This window comes from Microbacterium invictum (assembly GCF_014197265.1).
Classification (GTDB): domain Bacteria; phylum Actinomycetota; class Actinomycetes; order Actinomycetales; family Microbacteriaceae; genus Microbacterium; species Microbacterium invictum.
On record NZ_JACIFH010000001.1, the window covers coordinates 3,114,836 to 3,131,679 of the forward strand.

The following is a 16,844-nucleotide window of genomic DNA, read 5'->3' on the forward strand; positions in this document are numbered from 1 at the left end:
CCAGGTCAGCTTCTGCGAAGATGGTGGCCAGATCAGGCTGAACTCATGCGAAATCCTGCGTTTAACGGAACTTCGTACGGTTGAGGGTGTTGGGGCAGCAGGCGTCCGCGTGGCACACGACGAACAGGTCGACCTCGGGCGCGGTGCGCAGCGCTTCGGGCACCTCGATGCCGCGGGTCGCGGCGGCGCGCAGGCGCGAGGGCACGGTCCACTCGAACGGACAGCCGGTCACCGGCAGTGCCTCGTGCAGCGCCCGCAGCGCTTCGCCGACCGCCCGCACGGCAGTGGCCGGTTCTGCGAGCCACCGCGGGTCGACGGCCGACAGCCCCGGGATCGCCCGGGTCACGAGCCATTCGTGGCTGTCGTCGCCACCGGCATCCACCACCTCCGGCACCCGGATGTAGCGGCCGGCCCACGCGAGCCGCTCGGCCTCACCGGCCATGGTCGTCTCCGCATTGCGTGGCCCGTACTTGATGAACCGGCCGTCATCGGTACGGAAGGTGAGCCCGCCCAGCTCGTTCGCCCAGACCGGGGTCAGCCCCGCGCCGCGTGCGAGGCGGGCGACGGGTTCGGGTACCGGCATCCACTCGGTCGGGATCGTCATGCCTCCATCTTCGTGGCGGCACGGCGAGCGGAGGCACCGCGGCACCGCAGTCCGGCCGCACGGGTCGTCAGCGGGTCAGCAGGCGGGGCGTGGGGCCTTCGAGACGTGCGACCGCGATCTTAAGCTCGGTGATCTCGCCCTCGACGCGGCCCAGGCGGGTCTCGACGTTGTCGAACCGCACTCCGAGTCGAGCCTCGAGCCTGTTCATGAGATGCGACATCAGCGCCCACAGTCCGCCGAACAACGTGGCGGCGAGCATCGCGCCGGCGATGATTACGCCGATGACGTCTGGGCTCACGGTCATGCCCCCATTCTGCCCCCGATCGGCGGGGTGCACCAGGAACGGTACGCGCGCGGCCGATGCTCGTGACGCGGGAATCGTCGAACTGTGGACAACCCGAGCGGACGGCCACCTGGGGAGGAGGCGACGCCTACCTCTGCAATACCGCGCGCAGCAGCAGTGCGTGGTTGTGCTCCTCGTCGTGCGTCGCAAACAGCAACGTGACGGTGTCGTGCCCCGCCAGCTGCTCGCGCAGCGCGTCGACGGCCGCCCCGTCCGCGATCTCGGCGCGATACGCCGCCTCGAAGTCGGGCCAGCTCATCCCCTCGTGGTGGAACGCCTTCCGCAGCTCGCTCGACGGAGCCACGTCCTTGTCCCACAGATCGACGGCGGCGCGCTCCTTCGACAGCCCTCGGGGCCAGAGCCGGTCGACGAGCACCCGATACCCGTCGGTGGATGCCGGATCCTCATACACGCGCTTCACAGTGATCTCCACGGCACCAGTCTGCCCCCGTCCACGGCCGGCGGGTAGTCTGGTCGCAGGGGACCCGGCTTGGCACGCAGTCCCGCGTAGTGTGGGACGCAATACCAGTTTCACGACGCACGACCAGTTCGAAGGAGAACGCATGGAGATTGCCGGATCATCCGCTCTCGTCACCGGCGGTGCCAGCGGCCTGGGCCTGGCCACTGCCCGCCGTCTCGCCGCCGCCGGTGCGCACGTGGTGATCGTCGACCTGCCTTCGTCGGCCGGAGCCGACATCGCCGCAGAGCTCGGCGGTACGTTCGCCGCCGCCGATGTCGTCGATTCCGACCAGGTCGGGGCCGCCGTCTCGCAGGCGGCCGAGCACGGCCCGCTGCGCATCGTCATCAACTGCGCCGGCATCGCCCCACCCGCCAAGGTGCTCAACCGCGATGGCGACCCGTCGCCGCTGGCCGACTTCGAGCGCGTCGTGCGCATCAACCTGGTGGGTACGTTCAACGTGATCAGTCAGGCGTCCGCGGTGATCGCGAAGACCGCCCCGACACCATCGGGCGACCGCGGCGTCATCGTCAACACGGCGTCGGTCGCCGCGTTCGACGGCCAGATCGGCCAGGCTGCCTACTCCAGCAGCAAGGGCGGCGTCCACGCGATGACCCTGCCGATCGCCCGCGAACTGGCCCGCTACGGCATCCGCGTCTGCACGATCGCCCCGGGCATCATGCAGACGCCCATGCTCGCCGGTCTTCCCGAGGCGGCCCAGGCGAGCCTCGGCCAGCAGGTGCCCTACCCCTCCCGCGTCGGGCAGCCCGATGAATACGCCAACCTGGCGCTGCAGATCATCGATAACGGCTACCTCAACGGCGAGACCATCCGCCTCGACGGCGCCATCCGCATGGCCCCGAAGTAGACCGCTTCGCCCCGACACCCATCCCAGAGAAGGAGACCCGTGAGCGACCCCATTCTGTTCAGCGTCGACGACGGCCTCGCCCGCATCACGCTCAACCGTCCCGAACGACTCAACGCGTTCAACGCCGACCTCGCCCACGCGTGGGCGCGCGTCACCGTCGAGGCCACCACGCGTGACGACGTCGGCGCGATCGTGCTCGACGCCGCGGGCCGGTCGTTCTGCGCCGGCGGCGACGTGCTCGACATGGCGCACACCATGGGCTCGGGCGCCGACATCCACGCGCTCGCCGATGTGATCAACACCGGCATCCGGGCCCTGACCGAGTCGTCGGTGCCCGTCGTGGCCGCCGCGCACGGCACCACCGCAGGCGGTGGCCTCGGCATCCTGATGTGCTCGGACTACGCGATCGTCGGTGAGAACTCGAAGATCGGCAGCCTGTACGCGAACATCGGGCTCACCCCCGACCTGTCGGTCTCGGCGCAGCTCGCGCACGCGATCGGGCAGCGGCGCGCACTGCAGCTCGTGCTGCAGGACAGGCTGCTGTCGGCCCAGGAGGCGCTCGAGTGGGGCCTGGTCGCCGAGGTGGTCGCACCCGAACGCGTCCAGGCGCGTGCCGACGAGGTCGCCCGGTTCTGGCTCGCCGGCGCCTACGGCGCGTACGGCCAGGCCAAGCGCCTGATCCGCTCACAGCCCGAGCGCGCCTTCGCCGCGCAGCTCGACGAAGAGGCAAGGTCGATCGGCGCCGCATTCGACACCCCCGACGCTAAAGCACGTGTCGCGGGTTTCGCCGCGGCATCCACCCGCAAGGAGAAGGCATGACCCCCGACGAGATCCGCACCGACAAGCCGCTCGCCGGCAAGACCATCCTGATGTCGGGCGGCAGCCGCGGCATCGGCCTCGCGATCGCCCTGCGCGCCGCGCGCGACGGCGCGAACATCGCACTGCTGGCCAAGACCGACACCCCGCACCCCAAGCTCGAAGGCACCGTGCACACCGCCGCCGAGCAGATCCGCGCGGCGGGCGGCCGGGCGCTGCCGATTGTCGGCGATGTGCGCAACGACGACGACATCACCGAGGCCGTGCTCAAGACCCAGGGCGAGTTCGACGGCATCGACATCGTCATCAACAACGCGTCGGTCATCGACCTGTCGGGCTCGCTCGACCTGTCGTCCAAGAAGTACGACCTCATGCAGGACGTCAACGTGCGCGGCACCTTTCTGCTCTCGCGCACGGCGCTGCCGATCCTGAAGGAGTCCGGCAACCCGCACATCCTGTCGCTGTCGCCGCCGCTGAACACCACTCCGAAGTGGCTCGGCGCGCACACCGGCTACTCGCTCGCGAAGTTCGGCATGACGATGGCGACACTGGGCATCGCGGCGGAGTTCGCGAAGGACGGCATCGCCGCCAACACCCTGTGGCCCGCGACGACCATTGCCACCGCCGCGGTGAAGTACGCGCTCGGCGGCGACCGGATGATGAAGGTCAGCCGCACGCCCGAGATCTACGCCGACGCGGCCTACGAGGTGCTGGTGCAGCCGGCGCGCGAGTACACCGGCCAGACGCTGATCGTCGAGGACGTGCTGCGGGATGCCGGGATCACCGACTTCTCGGGCTACGCGGCGACGCCGGGAACCCCCGACTCGGAGCTGTACCCCGACATCTTCCTGGACTGAGGCGCGCGGCGCCGGGCTCGGCGCGCTGGGCGCGCTGGTCTCGTCGCCGAGCCGCATAGTCAAGTGCGAGCCGCATAGTCACATGCGGCCAAACGTATGCGGCTCGGCCAAGAGTATGCGGCTCGGCGCGGCGACGAGGCCTACGCCAGCCCGAGGGCGACGAACGCATTCCAGACGCCGTCGTCGAGCACCGAGGTCGTGACGCGCCCGGCGCGCGCCTGCAGCTCGGGGTCGGCGTTGCCCATGGCCACCGCGGTGCCGACGACGTCGAACATCTCGACGTCGTTCCAGCTGTCGCCGATGCCGATGGCGTCCGCCGCGTCGATCCCGAGCAGATCGAGCACCTCGACGATCGCGGCGCCCTTGTTCGTGCCGAGCAGGGCGATTTCGCCGTTGGACCCGCCGGGCATCGGGATGGAGCCCGGGATCACGTGGAACCGGTCACCGAGGTCTGCCTGCGCGCGGTCGAGGCTGTCGGAGCGTTCACTGATGAATGTGGTCTTGGCCACCTCGTCGAGGTCGACCTCGGCCAGCGGCCGGTAGCTGATCATCGGCGCCGGCTCGTCGCCGTCGTCGAGGCCGAGCTCTCGCAGCTGGTCGGCGTGGCGCTCGCGCAGCTGCCGGAAGAAGTCCGCGGCCAGCTCGCCGATGCCGTCGCTGGCGAAGACCGCCTCGTGCGTCTGCAGGAAGTAGTGGATGCCGTGCTCTTCGAAGTAGGCCACGAGGCGGTCGGTGTCGGCCCGGGGCATCGGATGCGACACGACCAGCTCGTCGCCGCGCGTCGCGAACGCGCCCCCGTTGGTGATTGCGCCGTCGAACCCGATCTCGCGCACCCTCGGGTGGATGTCGCCGTCGGACCGGCCGGTGCACAGATAGACGAGATGGCCGTTCGCGCGCGCCGTGCGCACTGCTGTCACCGTAGACGGTGCGATCACCTGTCCGTGCTCGAGGATCGTGCCGTCGACATCGAGGAAGGCGATGCGCTGAGTCGTCATGAGTAGTGAGAGTCCGATCTGATCGTGCGGGATGCCGCGATCCACGCTACCTGGGCAAGCTGAACGGGTCGTGGCCGTCGGCGTCCCGCCGCCGCGAACGGGACGCGGGTCAGGTCAGCGGCTTGCGCAGGAAGACCTGCTCGATGCCGTCGCCGGTGGGCACGCGCTCGGTCTCGCCGTAGCCCTCGCGCTCGTACAGCCGCAGGTTCGCCTCGCTGAGCGACCCCGTGAACAGTTCGGCCTCGCGCGCGCCGGCATCCCGCCCGGCCTGCTCGACGGCGGCCAGCAGTTGGGAGCCGATGCCGCGGCCCTGCTGGTCGGGGGCGATCGCGATGCGACCGATCAGCAGCAGGTCGCCGTCACGCCGCGCGCGCACTGCGCCGACGATGCGGGCACCGGCAAGGGCGATGCAGCCGAGGTTCTCGGCCAGTTCGGCCTCGAGCTCCTCGAGCGTCTGGGTCAGCGGGGGCATGTCCGGTGAGCCGTAGATCAGCGCCTCCTGCACGAATGCGGCGCGCTGCAGGGTCAGCACCTCGCCGGCGTCACCGGCCCGGATACCGCGGATCTCGAGCTCGTCACTGGTCACGGCACCACTCTGACAGAGACGGCGGCGCCACGGGCAGGGCCTCCCCGCCCGTGACGCCGCGTCACGTCTCGTCACGCCGTCAGGCTGGCACCGTTCGTGCGGATGACCTCGGCGTACCAGTCGAACGACTTCTTCTTGAAGCGCTCGAGGGTGCCCGAGCCGTCGTCGTTCCGGTCGACGTAGATGAATCCGTACCGCTTGCTCAGCTGCGCCGTCGACGCGCTGACCAGGTCGATGCAGCCCCAGGTCGTGTAGCCGAGCAGGTCGACGCCGTCTTCGATGGCCTCTCCGACGGCGTCGAGGTGGGCCTGCAGGTAGGCGATGCGGTAGTCGTCGACGACGGTCTTGACACCGTCGATCTCGACGAGCTCGTCCTTCGCGCCCAGCCCGTTCTCGACGATGAACAGCGGCTTCTGCCAGCGGTCCCAGAACTGGTTGAGGACGATGCGCAGGCCGATCGGGTCGATCTGCCAGCCCCACTCCGACTCCTTCAGGGTCGGGTTCTTGACCCCGCCGAAGAGGTTGCCCTGCCCCTGCTCGCCCTGCGACCGGTCGGCCGTCTCGCAGATCGACGAGTAGTAGCTGAACGACACGAAGTCGACGGTGTGCTCCTTCAGGAGCGCTCGGTCCTCGTCGCTGATCTGCAGCTCGACCCCCTGCTCGCGCAGGCTCCGCAGGTAATAGCCGGGGTACTCGCCGCGCACGTGGATGTCGCCGAAGGCGAGGTTCACCCGCTCGGTCGTGAGCGCCGCGAACACGTCGTCGGGGTTCGGCGTCAGCGGGTAGACGGGCATCGACAGCACCATGCAGCCGACCTGGGCGTCCGGTGCGAGTTCGCGGGCGATCTTGGTCGCGAGGGCCGAGGCCACGAGCTCGTGGTGTACGGCCTGGTACAGGTCGGTCTTGGACAGCTGATCCTTCGGGGTGTTGATGCCTCCCGACATGAACGGCGCATGGATGACCGAGTTGATCTCGTTGAAGGTCAGCCAGTACTTCACACGGGCGCCGTAGCGGGTCAGCAGCGCCCGCACGTAGCGCTCGTAGAACCCGATGAGGTCGCGGTTGACCCAGCCGTCGTAGGTCTCGGCGAGGTGCAGCGGAGTCTCGTAGTGCGAGATGGTGACCAGCGGCTCGATGCCGTGGCGCTCGAGCTCGTCGAGCACGCGGTCGTAGAACGCGAGGCCGGCCTCGTTGGGTTCGGTCTCGTCGCCCTTCGGGAAGATGCGGCTCCAGGCGATCGAGAAACGGTAGGTCGTGAACCCCATCTCGGCGAACAGGGCGATGTCCTCGGCGTACCGGTGGTAGAAGTCGATGCCGACCTGCTTGAGGTTGTCATCGGTGGGCCCCTCGGTGCGGGGCGTCATGATGCCCTCGGGCATGACGTCCTGGATCGACAGGCCCTTGCCGTCTTCGAGGTACGCGCCTTCGAGCTGGTTGGCGGCGGTCGCGCCGCCCCAGAGGAAGCCCTCGGGGAACGGGGTGGTGGTCATGATGATGCTCCTCTACTTCGCGGGGATGGCGGACTCGACGGCGACGGCGAAGTACAGCGGGTCGCCGTGTGCGATGGGGCCGGATGCCGGGGTGCCGACCTCTGGGTACAGGTCGGGGTTGGTGATGATGACCGGGGTCGTCAGGTCGTAGCCGGCGCGCTCGATCGCGTCGCCGTCGAAGGTGAGCAGCAGCTCGCCTGCCTGCACCCGCTGGCCCGAGGTCACCTTCAGGTCGAAGTGCTCGCCGTTCAGCTTCACGGTGTCGATGCCGATGTGGATCAGCAGCTCGGCGCCGTCGGCGTGCCGAAGACCGATCGCGTGACCGGTGGGGAAAGCGGCGACCACCGTCGCATCGAACGGCGCGTAGACGGCACCAGAGCGGGGCTTGATCGCGACGCCCTGCCCCAGCGAGCCGTCGGCGAACGCGGCATCCGGGGTCTCGCTCAGCGGCACCACCGTGCCGTCGAGCGGGCTCAGCACGGCGACGTCGTTCGCCTCGGCGGCGACGGTCTCATCCTCGGCGGGTTCGGTGAACCCGACGATCGTGGTCAGGAGGAACGGGACGACGATCGCGACGAGCAGGCCGATGCCGAGCATCACCATGTTGCCGTTGCCGAACAGCGCCGGGAGTGCGAGACCCGAGGGCACGACGAACGAGGTCGAGAAGACGCCGCCGATGGCGATGATGGCGCCGCCGATCGCGCCGCCCACGATGCCGAAGGCGAACGGCCGCTTCAGCGGCAGGTTGATGCCGTAGATCGCCGGCTCGGTGATGCCGGCGAGGAAGCCCGACAGCGTCGCAGGGGCGGCGAGCGACTTGAGGCTCTTGTTGCGGGCGCGCAGCCACACGCCGGCGACCGCAGCGGCCTGGGCGAGCACCGCCGCGAACACCGGGCCCAGCAGCGCGATCTGACCGGTCGTCTGGAACTCGAGCGTGAACAGCGGCACGAGCCCCCAGTGCAGGCCGAAGATCACGAAGACCTGCCACAGGCCGCCCATGATCGCGCCACCGGCCCAGGGGGCGTGCTCGAAGACCCAGCCGATGCCGCCGCCGAGCCAGCCGCCGATCAGGTCGGAGATCGGGCCGACGACGACGAACACGAGCGGCACAGCGACCAGCACGACGATCATCGGCGTGACGAAGCGCTTGATCGCGCCCGGAAGCTTCGCGTAGAGGAACTTCTCGGCATGGCTTTGCAACCAGACGATGACGATGATCGGGATGACGCTGGAGACGTAGCTGACCATCGTGAACGGGATGCCGAAGAAGGTCAGCCCCTCGGCTCCGACCAGGCCCGTGATCGTCGGGTAGACCAGGGCGCCGGCGATGGCGAGGGCTGTCCACTCGTTCGCTGCGAAGTAGCGGGCCGCCGTGAGCGCGAGGGCCATGGGCAGGAAGTTGATGAACGCGTCCGAGAGCGCGTACAGGACGGTGTAGGTCGTGGTGTCGGTCGCGATCCAGCCGAATGTCGCCGCGGCGGCGAGGAACGCCTTGAGCAGGCCGGTGCCGGCCAGCGCCCACAGGACTGGGGTGAAGATCGACGAGATCATCGAGATGAAGCGGTTGAAGAGGTTGCCCTTTGGGGCATCTTCGGCGGGAGTCGCCGTGTGCCCGGCGGTGCCGAGCCCCGAGGCCTTGCCGATCTCGGCGAACACATCGGGCACGTCGTTGCCGATGACGACCTGGTACTGGCCGCCGGCCTGGGCGACCGTGACGACACCGGGCGTCGCTTTGACGGCCGCCGTGTCGGCCTTGCTCTCGTCCTTGAGGACGAACCGCAGCCGGGTCGCGCAGTGCACGAGGGACTGCACGTTCTCTTCGCCGCCGACGCCGGCGAGCACGCCGGCCGCGGTCTTCGCGTAATCCGCCATGGGGATCCGCCATCCTTTCGCCGCACCACTGCGGCTTGTTCAGATTCATCCGGAATCCGGACCGGCATCCGCTTTCGGGCAACAAAAAAACCTGAACTCGGATGCCGCCGTTCGGCGACGTGAGTTCAGGTTTTGCCCGCTGGTGCGGTAGCAATCCAGATTGCAGGACGAGGTCCTGCGGGGCTCAGGTTACCACAGAGCCGGGATCGCTGCGGCGGGCGATCTGCGACCGGAGGCGCTCGACGTGGACGATGACGTAGAGCAGCTCCTCGTCGGTGAGGTCCGACCCGGTCGCCTCGCGCACATAGGCCTTGACGTCCTCGGCGATCGCGTACGAGCGCGGATAGCTGTGCTTGGCGAACTCGAAGAACGAGGTGTCGCCGCTGGCGAGCATCGACCGTTCGACGAGCCGCTGCAGCAGGAATTGCACGTGAAGGATGAAGCGTGCGTAGTCGTGGCTTCCGGTGTCGAGGGTGACGCCGAGGCCGTTCTCGACCGTCTGGGCGACGTGCTGCACGCGACGGAACAGCAACGCCGCGGTGCCGTTGGGCTCATCGCGCGTCGCATTGAGCACGTGCATCGACAGGAACACCGCCTCCTCGGCGGGCAGCTCGCGGCGCAGCGAGGCGCCGATCGAGTCGGCCATGGCCTCAGCGGCAGCGAACTCCTGCGGGTGCAGCACCCGCAGCTCGGGCATCGAGGTCGCTGGGATCCGCACCCCCTTGTCGAGCCGCTCGAGCACGAACTGGATGTGGTCGATGACCGCGATCGCCAGCCGCCGGCCCAGGTGCCGGCCCAGGATGCGCTCGGCTTCGTCGACGGCGCGGGTCACCGCCTCGATGATCGGATAGGGCACGTCGGTGAGCAGCCGGCGCTCGCGCTCGCCCTCGGCGCCAGTGTCGAGGATGAACGTCTTCTCGACCTTCGCGGGATCGATCTCGTCGGTCGGCTTCAGCCCGAATCCGAGCCCGCGGCCCATCAGCACGCGCTCGCCGCCGTCCACGTCGATCGAGATGACGACGTTGTTGTTGAGCACTTTGTGCACGTCGGTGCTCCGGTGCACGGCCGCACCCCGCGCTGTGCTGTGGCCGTCCCTGCCCATGGATGCAGTCTATGGTGACTTCGTGACCCCGACCCCGCCGCGATGCCCGAGCTGACGGCGCTCGCGTGGGTGCTGCTGGGCGTCGGCGCCGTGGTCATCGGGCTGTCGAAGGCGGCGCTGCCGGGAGCGGCGACGATCGCCGTCGCGCTGTTCGCCGCGGTGCTGCCGGCGAAGCAGTCGACCGGCACGATCCTGCTGCTGCTCATCGTGGGCGACGCGTTCGCGATGCTGGCCTATCGGCACCACGCCGACGTGCGCACGCTCGTCCGGCTCATCCCGGCGGTGGTTGCGGGCATGATCGCGGGCGCCGTGTTCCTCGCGTTCGCGCCGGATGCCGCGGTGCGCCAGGTCATCGGCATCCTCCTGCTGCTCGTGGTCGCCGTCACGCTGTGGCGGCGTGCAGCTCAGGCGCGCGGAACCGGACGGCCCGGAGGCCGAGCCGCGCCCGACGGTGAACCACGGGCCGATACGGTGGGCGAGCGACGGATCGCGGCCGCCGCCTACGGCAGCATCGGCGGGTTCACCACGATGGTCGCCAACGCCGCAGGCCCGGTCATGTCGATGTACTTCCTCGCCATGCGATTGCCGGTGCAGGCCTTCCTCGGGACGGCCGCGTGGTTCTTCGCCATCGTCAACCTCGCCAAGCTCCCGTTCTCGATCGGACTCGGCCTGATCACGGCCGAAGGCGTACTGATCGCACTCGTCCTGGTGCCCGTGGTCATCGCATCGGCATTCGCGGGCCGGTGGATCGCGCGCCGCATCGACCAGCTGCTGTTCGAGCGCATCATCATCGTGCTCACCGTCGTCGGTTCGGTGTACCTGCTGCTGCCGCGGTGAGGCTGCCGCGGTCGGCATCCGCGCCGGGCGTTCGCGCAGGTGAGGTCGGTACCCTGGAGTCCATGACCGAGCCCACACCCGTGCGCCAGACGAAGCCGCGCACCGCACCGCCCCGTCAGGTGCGCCCGCGCACGGAGGGCTGGGAGCAGCAGAAGGACGAATCGGGCCGGCCGCTGCTGCAGTTCGCGAGTCCGAAGCGCGGCAAGCCGCCGGTGCACCTGGCCGACCTCACGCCCGAGCAGCGGGTCGACACGGTGAAGGAACTCGGGATGCCGGGGTTCCGCGCCGCGCAGCTGGAGAAGCACTACTTCACCCACTTCACGTCGGATCCGGACCAGATGACCGACCTCCCGGCATCCAGTCGGGAAGAGCTCGTCGGCGGCATGCTGCCGACCCTGCTGACCGAGGTGCGGCGCCTCGAGACCGACCGCGGCGACACGATCAAGTTCCTCTGGAAGCTGCACGACGGCGCCCTCGTCGAATCGGTGCTCATGCGCTATCCCGGCCGCATCACGCTGTGCGTGTCGAGCCAGGCCGGCTGCGGCATGAACTGCCCGTTCTGCGCGACCGGTCAGGCGGGACTGACCCGCAACATGTCGGCCGCCGAGATCATCGAGCAGATCATCCGCGCCAACCGGCTCATCGCCGACGGCGGCCTGGGCGACCCGCGGCGAGTGGGTCACGAGGGCGAGCGTGTCACCAACATCGTGTTCATGGGCATGGGCGAACCGCTCGCGAACTACGCCCGCGTCATGCAGGCGGTGCGCGTCATGACCGACAAGAAGCACGGCATCGGCATGAGCGCGCGCGGCATCACCGTCTCGACGGTGGGCCTGGTGCCGGCGATCAACAAGCTCGCCGCCGAAGAGATCCCGGTGACGTTCGCGCTGTCGCTGCACGCCCCCGACGACGAGCTGCGCGACGAGCTGATCCCCGTCAACTCGCGGTGGAAGGTCGACGAGGCGCTCGACGCCGCCCGCGGCTACTTCGAGAAGACCGGGCGGCGCGTGTCGATCGAGTACGCGCTCATCAAGGACATGAACGACCACCCGTGGCGCGCCGACCTGCTCGCCGACAAGCTCAACGCCCGCGGTCGCGGCTGGGTGCACGTGAACCCCATCCCGCTGAACCCGACGCCCGGCTCGGTGTGGACCTCCAGCGACGTCCCCGTGCAGAACGAGTTCGTCCGCCGGCTCAACGCCGCCGGCATCCCCACCACCCTCCGCGACACCCGCGGCAAGGAGATCGACGGCGCCTGCGGCCAGCTCGTGGCCACCGAGGACGACCAGCACGCCGCCGAGGACATCCCGGTCGGCTGAGCCTCCGGCATCCGGGTCCGCGTTCGCGTTCGTCTCGCAGGACATTTCGGCGATCCCGGGCGTGTCCACCACCGTGAGTGGATGCCGGAGCAGAATCCCCTGCGAACCGAACCGAACCGAACCGAACCGAACCGAACCGACGCGCCGCCCGCACCCCTCAGCGCGGGCGCTAGCGTTGAGGGATGGTCAACTATCGCTATCTCGGCAACAGCGGATTCAAGGTCTCGGAGATCACCTACGGCAACTGGGTTACGCACGCCTCACAGGTGGGCAACGAGGCGGCGATCGCCACGGTGCACAAGGCCCTCGACCTCGGCATCACGAGCTTCGACACCGCCGACACCTACGCCAACACCGCCGCCGAGGTCGTGCTCGGCGAGGCGCTGAAAGGGCTGGACCGCACCGACTTCGAGGTGTTCACGAAGGTCTACTGGCCGATCGGAAAGAAGGGCCCGAACGACGCAGGCCTGTCGCGCAAGCACATCTTCGACGGCATCCACGGGTCGCTGAGGCGCCTCGGCGTCGAGTACGTCGACCTGTACCAGGCGCACCGATACGACTACGAGACGCCGCTCGAAGAGACGATGCAGGCGTTCGCCGACGTCGTCCGCCAGGGCAAGGCCCTCTACATCGGCGTGAGCGAGTGGACCGCCGAGCAGCTGCGCGACGGCCACGCGCTCGCGACGCAGCTCGGCTTCCAGCTCGTGTCGAACCAGCCGCAGTACTCGGCGCTGTGGCGCGTCATCGAAGGCAAGGTCGCGCCGACCAGCCAGGAGCTCGGCATCTCGCAGATCGTCTGGTCGCCGATGGCGCAGGGCGTGCTCAGCGGCAAGTACCTGCCCGGCGAGCCGGTGCCGGAGGGTTCGCGCGCCACCGACGACAAGAGCGGCGCGCGGTTCATCTCGCGCTTCATGAACGACGACGTGCTCACCGCGGTGCAGAAGCTGAAGCCGATCGCCGAGCAGGCCGGCCTCACGATGCCGCAGCTCGCGGTCGCCTGGGTGCTGCAGAACCCGAACGTCGCCGCCGCGCTGGTGGGAGCCTCGCGCCCCGAGCAGCTCGAGGACAACGTGAAGGCCTCCGGTGTCACACTCGACGCCGACACCCTGGCCGCGATCGACGACGCCCTCGCCCCGGTCGCTGTCACCGACGTCGAAGAGACCTACACGGTCTCGCCGAAGTCGCGCCCCTGATCGGACGCCTGTCGAGCCGACATGGCGACCACGAGCGCCGGCATCCTGCTCTACCGTCTCGATGACGAGGGCGGGGTGTCGGTGCTCGTCGCCCACATGGGCGGTCCGTACTGGGCGGCGAAGGAAGACGCCGCGTGGTCCATTCCCAAAGGCGAATACGACGAGGATGAGCCGGTGCTCGAGGCGGCCCGGCGCGAGTTCCGCGAGGAACTGGGTGTCGACCCGCCCGAGGTGGACTACGCCGAACTCGGCACGTTCGCGTACTCGTCGGGCAAACGCGTGACGGTGTTCATCGCCGACGGAGCGGACTTCACGGCGTCCGACTTCACCTTCGGCGAGTTCGACCTCGAGTGGCCGCCGCGCTCGGGAACGACACGCTCGTTTCCCGAGGTGGACCGAGTCGAATGGATGCCGGTGGACGACGCGCGCACCCGTCTCGTCAAAGGTCAGCGGCCCGCCCTCGACAAGCTGATCGAACTGCTGCGCGAGGTGTCCTGAGGGCCCCTTGCGGATGCCGCTCGGCAGCTCGAGACTGGCTCCGGGAAGGGAACCGACATGGCACACGGAGACATCACCCACATCGACATCCCGGTGGGTGACCTGACGAAGGCGACGCAGTTCTACTCGAACCTGTTCGGGTGGCGGATCGCCGAGATGGAGGGGTTCGAGGGCTACCCGATGTGGCAGGCGCCGAACCAGGTCAGCGGCGGCGGACTCGCCCCGCGCTCGGCGGAGTTCACCCAGCCACGCTCGTACGTCGAGGTCGACTCGATCGACGACACGGTGGCCAAGGCCCAGGCAGCGGGCGGGTCGGTCGCGATGGCGAAGGAGAACATCACCGACACGAGCTGGTGGGCGGTCATCGTCGACCCCGACGGTAACCACATCGGCCTGTTCGAGGGCGTCGTCGGCGGCTGATACGCGTATCGCCGCTAGCCTGCGGGGGCGAGCTCGCGTCGACGCATGAGGACGAGGGATGCCGTCGCGCCGGCGCCGGCGGCAAGCGCGAGCCACCAGAGTCCCCGCGCCAGGACGTCGTCGCCGTCCACCGTCGGCGCGGCGGCGACCGGTGACAGGTTCGATACCCAGTCGGGGAAGCCGAAGAGCGGGCCGAACAGGCCGACCGTCATGCCCAGCAGCACGAGAGTCCACCCGACCGGGATCGTGAGCCGCGGGGCCAGCACGAACACGAGCGCCGTCACCACGAGGAACACCGCAGCGGCGAGCGCCTGCCCGCCGCCGGTGACCACGACGTCGCGCATGAGATCCCACTCGCCGCTGCGCCCGGCGATGCCGACCGCGGCGCCGCCGACGGCCGCGGCGATCACGAGCACGATCGCGCACGCTGCCACCGCGAGGTAGCCGGCCAGCCATCTCGTCCGAGCGACCGGCGCGGCGAGCACCGGCTCCGCCGAGCCGCGGGTCTCTTCTTGCCGCGCCCGGCACACGACCTGCACCGCGGCGCAGGCGGCGAGGATTCCGAGCATCGTGAAGAAGGTGGTCACGGTGGCCTGCTCGATGTCACCGGCGCCCGCGATCTGAGCGAGCATGTCGGCGATCGCCGGGTTGTCGGCCCCGACCTCCTCGACGATCGAGGCGAGCGAGGTGGAGAGCACACCGACCAGCAGGCCGCCGATCGCCCACCCGAGCACCGCACCGCGGGTCAGTCGCCAGACGAGTGCGAGCGGACTCGCCAGGACGATGGATGCCGCGGCGCGGCCGTGCCGGGCCGGCACGAAGCCCGCCCCGAGATCGCGTGCCGAGGTCAGTGCGAGGGCGGCGGCGGCCAGCATGAGGCCGCACCCGACGCACAGTGCGATCGGCCAGCGTGCGTCATCGGCGAACGCCCGGGTGTTCTCGGCCCACCCGATCGGCGACAGCCAGGTCAGCCACGAACTCTCCATACGCGTGAGGTCGTCGCTGGGGGTGCCGATCGCGTTCCCCGCGCCCGCGACGACGAGCGCGCCGACCGTGACCCAGACCGCGAACGCATTGGCGCCGTGGGCGGTGCGGAACAGCTGCGCGCCGAGTAGGCCCACGCCGAGGAAGGCGACGCCCGCGCCGCCGACTGCGAAGCCCGTGACGGCGGCGCCGGCAGCATCCACCCCTGTCGAGGCGAACGCGGCCGTGACCAGGACAGCGAGCACGACGTTGGCGGACAGCCCGTGCAGGGCGGTCGCGACCACCGGCGCGATGCGCCCGGCGGGTGTGGCGCCCACCAGCTCGGCACGGCCGTCCTCCTCTTCGGTGCGGGTGTGTCGGACCGCGAGGAACGTGCTCATGAGTCCGGCGAGCAGGGCGAGCCACGGGAAGATGAGGAAGACCATGAACGCGGCTTCGTCCGAACCGGACGGCAGGCCGCGGAACAGCAGGATCACGGGGTTTGCCAGGGCGGCGGCGAGGAGACTCACCCGGTCCTGCTCTGTGCTGAACGACTCGGCGACGCCGACATAGGAGAGGAACGCGAGCAGGGCGGTGCCGATCGTCCACATCAGCAACTGCGGCCAGTCTCGACGCAGCCGCTGGCCCCAGAGAATGCCGAGCGTGCGCATCACGAGTCCATGGGTCCGGCGGCCGCGTCGCCGTAATGGCGGAGGAACAGCTCTTCCAGAGACGGCGGCGTGATGCGCAGGCCCTGCACGCCACGGGCGGCGAGCTCGGGCAGAATGCCCGGCACGGCGTCGCTGTCGACGGTGAAGCGGACCCGGCCGTCCTCGACGACCACATCGTGCGCCTTGGGGAGGGCACCGGCACCCGCGCCCTCGAACGAGACCTCCGTGCGGGTGAGATGGCGCAGCTCGACCAGCGAGCCGGACTCGACCACGCGCCCCGCGCGGATGATCGACACCCGATCGCAGAGCTGCTCGACCTCGGAGAGGATGTGGCTGGACAGGAGCACGGTCGCACCGGCATCCCGTACCCGTGCGATCTCGCGCCGGAACACGACCTCCATGAGCGGGTCGAGCCCGCTGGTCGGCTCGTCGAGGATGTACAGGTCGGCCGGCACGGCGAACGCGGCGATCAGCGCGACCTTCTGCCGGTTTCCTTTCGAGTACGCGCGCCCCTTCGTCCGCGGATCGAACTGGAACGCCGCGCTCAGCCGCTCCTTCTCGGTGCGATAGTCGGCATCACGACGGCCGGCGCCGCGCAGGCGGGCGAGCAGGTCGACGGCCTCACCGCCGGACAGGTTCGGCCAGACCGACACGTCTCCCGGTACGTACGCGATGCGGCGATGGAGGGCGACTGCCTCGCGCCACGGGTCGTGCCCGAACACGCTGATCCGGCCGCTCGTCGCGCGGGCGAGGCCGAGCAGGATGCGGATGGCAGTGGTCTTGCCCGCGCCGTTGGGACCGAGGAAGCCGTGCACCTGACCCTCGTCCACGGTGAGGTCGAGACCGTCGAGGGCGTGGACGGGTCCATACTGCTTCGTCAGCCCCTGTGCCTGGATGACGGGGTCGCGAGGAGTGCTGGTCGCGGTGCTCACGGACGGGAGCGTACGCCCGTC

18 protein-coding genes are annotated in these 16,844 nt (G+C 69.5%); 8 read left to right on the forward strand and 10 right to left on the reverse strand.

Features of this window, described 5'->3' with window-relative positions; translation table 11 throughout:
- Positions 1 to 61: 61 nt before the first annotated feature.
- The 3 genes from BKA10_RS14450 to BKA10_RS14460 form a co-directional block, all read right to left on the reverse strand.
- Entirely contained in the window at positions 62 to 604 is a 543-nt protein-coding gene (locus tag BKA10_RS14450) for a phosphotransferase (protein WP_183500608.1), read from the reverse strand.
- Positions 605 to 671: 67 nt separating this feature from the next.
- Positions 672 to 908 carry a hypothetical protein gene (locus BKA10_RS14455; protein WP_183500609.1) on the reverse strand — a complete coding sequence of 79 codons (237 nt, stop codon included), beginning with the start codon at positions 906 to 908 and terminating at the stop codon, positions 672 to 674.
- Between the two features lie 127 nt (positions 909 to 1,035).
- Positions 1,036 to 1,380 (reverse strand): DUF488 domain-containing protein, encoded by a 345-nt coding sequence (locus BKA10_RS14460; RefSeq protein WP_248199213.1) that lies wholly within the window; start codon positions 1,378 to 1,380, stop codon positions 1,036 to 1,038.
- 130 nt (positions 1,381 to 1,510) lie between these two features.
- On the opposite strand from BKA10_RS14460, the gene BKA10_RS14465 reads away from it, so the two are divergent.
- From BKA10_RS14465 to BKA10_RS14475, 3 genes are read left to right on the forward strand one after another with little or no spacing between them, the layout of a single operon-like run.
- Entirely contained in the window at positions 1,511 to 2,272 is a 762-nt protein-coding gene (locus tag BKA10_RS14465; protein WP_183500611.1) for an SDR family NAD(P)-dependent oxidoreductase, read from the forward strand.
- A gap of 39 nt (positions 2,273 to 2,311) precedes the next feature.
- Complete coding sequence (locus BKA10_RS14470) at positions 2,312 to 3,091, forward strand: enoyl-CoA hydratase/isomerase family protein (protein WP_183500612.1); 780 nt, start codon at positions 2,312 to 2,314, stop codon at positions 3,089 to 3,091.
- The gene (locus BKA10_RS14475) at positions 3,088 to 3,945 is read left to right on the forward strand and encodes an SDR family oxidoreductase (RefSeq protein WP_183500613.1); all 858 of its coding nucleotides are present in this window, start codon (positions 3,088 to 3,090) and stop codon (positions 3,943 to 3,945) included. The genes BKA10_RS14470 and BKA10_RS14475 overlap by 4 nt, the downstream gene beginning before the upstream one ends.
- A 140-nt stretch (positions 3,946 to 4,085) precedes the next feature.
- On the opposite strand, the gene BKA10_RS14480 is transcribed toward BKA10_RS14475, so the two are convergent.
- The 5 genes from BKA10_RS14480 to BKA10_RS14500 form a co-directional block, all read right to left on the reverse strand.
- Positions 4,086 to 4,940, reverse strand: coding sequence for a Cof-type HAD-IIB family hydrolase (locus BKA10_RS14480; RefSeq protein WP_183500614.1), 855 nt, complete (start codon positions 4,938 to 4,940; stop codon positions 4,086 to 4,088).
- 109 nt (positions 4,941 to 5,049) lie between these two features.
- Positions 5,050 to 5,526, reverse strand: coding sequence for a GNAT family N-acetyltransferase (locus BKA10_RS14485; RefSeq protein WP_183500615.1), 477 nt, complete (start codon positions 5,524 to 5,526; stop codon positions 5,050 to 5,052).
- A 71-nt stretch (positions 5,527 to 5,597) separates the two neighbouring features.
- The gene (locus tag BKA10_RS14490) at positions 5,598 to 7,016 is read right to left on the reverse strand and encodes a glycoside hydrolase family 1 protein (RefSeq protein WP_183500616.1); all 1,419 of its coding nucleotides are present in this window, start codon (positions 7,014 to 7,016) and stop codon (positions 5,598 to 5,600) included.
- Between the two features lie 12 nt (positions 7,017 to 7,028).
- Positions 7,029 to 8,888, reverse strand: a complete 1,860-nt coding sequence (locus tag BKA10_RS14495; protein ID WP_183500617.1) for a beta-glucoside-specific PTS transporter subunit IIABC — start codon at positions 8,886 to 8,888, stop codon at positions 7,029 to 7,031.
- Positions 8,889 to 9,072: 184 nt separating this feature from the next.
- Positions 9,073 to 9,990, reverse strand: coding sequence for a PRD domain-containing protein (locus BKA10_RS14500; protein ID WP_183500618.1), 918 nt, complete (start codon positions 9,988 to 9,990; stop codon positions 9,073 to 9,075).
- Between the two features lie 42 nt (positions 9,991 to 10,032).
- On the opposite strand from BKA10_RS14500, the gene BKA10_RS14505 reads away from it, so the two are divergent.
- The 5 genes from BKA10_RS14505 (at position 10,033) to BKA10_RS14525 (ending at position 14,257) form a co-directional block, all read left to right on the forward strand.
- Complete coding sequence (locus BKA10_RS14505; protein ID WP_183500619.1) at positions 10,033 to 10,827, forward strand: sulfite exporter TauE/SafE family protein; 795 nt, start codon at positions 10,033 to 10,035, stop codon at positions 10,825 to 10,827.
- 62 nt (positions 10,828 to 10,889) lie between these two features.
- Positions 10,890 to 12,146 carry a dual-specificity RNA methyltransferase RlmN gene (gene rlmN / locus BKA10_RS14510; protein ID WP_183500620.1) on the forward strand — a complete coding sequence of 419 codons (1,257 nt, stop codon included), beginning with the start codon at positions 10,890 to 10,892 and terminating at the stop codon, positions 12,144 to 12,146.
- 182 nt (positions 12,147 to 12,328) lie between these two features.
- Positions 12,329 to 13,339, forward strand: coding sequence for an aldo/keto reductase family protein (locus tag BKA10_RS14515; protein ID WP_183500621.1), 1,011 nt, complete (start codon positions 12,329 to 12,331; stop codon positions 13,337 to 13,339).
- Between the two features lie 21 nt (positions 13,340 to 13,360).
- Positions 13,361 to 13,837, forward strand: a complete 477-nt coding sequence (locus tag BKA10_RS14520; RefSeq protein WP_183500622.1) for an NUDIX hydrolase — start codon at positions 13,361 to 13,363, stop codon at positions 13,835 to 13,837.
- Between the two features lie 57 nt (positions 13,838 to 13,894).
- Positions 13,895 to 14,257, forward strand: a complete 363-nt coding sequence (locus tag BKA10_RS14525) for a VOC family protein (RefSeq protein ID WP_183500623.1) — start codon at positions 13,895 to 13,897, stop codon at positions 14,255 to 14,257.
- A gap of 14 nt (positions 14,258 to 14,271) precedes the next feature.
- Here the strand turns inward: BKA10_RS14525 and BKA10_RS14530 are convergent, their stop codons facing one another.
- Together BKA10_RS14530 and BKA10_RS14535 are read right to left on the reverse strand one after the other, a co-directional pair.
- The gene (locus tag BKA10_RS14530) at positions 14,272 to 15,891 is read right to left on the reverse strand and encodes an ABC transporter permease (RefSeq protein WP_183501228.1); all 1,620 of its coding nucleotides are present in this window, start codon (positions 15,889 to 15,891) and stop codon (positions 14,272 to 14,274) included.
- Entirely contained in the window at positions 15,891 to 16,823 is a 933-nt protein-coding gene (locus BKA10_RS14535) for an ATP-binding cassette domain-containing protein (RefSeq protein WP_248199210.1), read from the reverse strand. Before BKA10_RS14535 ends, BKA10_RS14530 begins: the two co-directional genes overlap by 1 nt.
- Between the last annotated feature and the right edge of the window lie 21 nt (positions 16,824 to 16,844).

What these genes read in the sequence shown, in the direction of transcription:
- BKA10_RS14450 (WP_183500608.1), bottom strand. Translation starts at nt 604, where the DNA reads ATGACGATCCCGACCGAGTGGATGCCGGTACCCGAACCCGTCGCCCGC.
- BKA10_RS14455 (WP_183500609.1), bottom strand. Translation starts at nt 908, where the DNA reads ATGACCGTGAGCCCAGACGTCATCGGCGTAATCATCGCCGGCGCGATG.
- BKA10_RS14465 (WP_183500611.1), top strand. Translation starts at nt 1,511, where the DNA reads ATGGAGATTGCCGGATCATCCGCTCTCGTCACCGGCGGTGCCAGCGGC.
- BKA10_RS14475 (WP_183500613.1), top strand. Translation starts at nt 3,088, where the DNA reads ATGACCCCCGACGAGATCCGCACCGACAAGCCGCTCGCCGGCAAGACC.
- BKA10_RS14480 (WP_183500614.1), bottom strand. Translation starts at nt 4,940, where the DNA reads ATGACGACTCAGCGCATCGCCTTCCTCGATGTCGACGGCACGATCCTC.
- BKA10_RS14490 (WP_183500616.1), bottom strand. Translation starts at nt 7,016, where the DNA reads ATGACCACCACCCCGTTCCCCGAGGGCTTCCTCTGGGGCGGCGCGACC.
- BKA10_RS14495 (WP_183500617.1), bottom strand. Translation starts at nt 8,888, where the DNA reads ATGGCGGATTACGCGAAGACCGCGGCCGGCGTGCTCGCCGGCGTCGGC.
- BKA10_RS14500 (WP_183500618.1), bottom strand. Translation starts at nt 9,990, where the DNA reads ATGGGCAGGGACGGCCACAGCACAGCGCGGGGTGCGGCCGTGCACCGG.
- BKA10_RS14505 (WP_183500619.1), top strand. Translation starts at nt 10,033, where the DNA reads ATGCCCGAGCTGACGGCGCTCGCGTGGGTGCTGCTGGGCGTCGGCGCC.
- rlmN (WP_183500620.1), top strand. Translation starts at nt 10,890, where the DNA reads ATGACCGAGCCCACACCCGTGCGCCAGACGAAGCCGCGCACCGCACCG.
- BKA10_RS14515 (WP_183500621.1), top strand. Translation starts at nt 12,329, where the DNA reads ATGGTCAACTATCGCTATCTCGGCAACAGCGGATTCAAGGTCTCGGAG.
- BKA10_RS14520 (WP_183500622.1), top strand. Translation starts at nt 13,361, where the DNA reads ATGGCGACCACGAGCGCCGGCATCCTGCTCTACCGTCTCGATGACGAG.
- BKA10_RS14525 (WP_183500623.1), top strand. Translation starts at nt 13,895, where the DNA reads ATGGCACACGGAGACATCACCCACATCGACATCCCGGTGGGTGACCTG.
- BKA10_RS14530 (WP_183501228.1), bottom strand. Translation starts at nt 15,891, where the DNA reads ATGCGCACGCTCGGCATTCTCTGGGGCCAGCGGCTGCGTCGAGACTGG.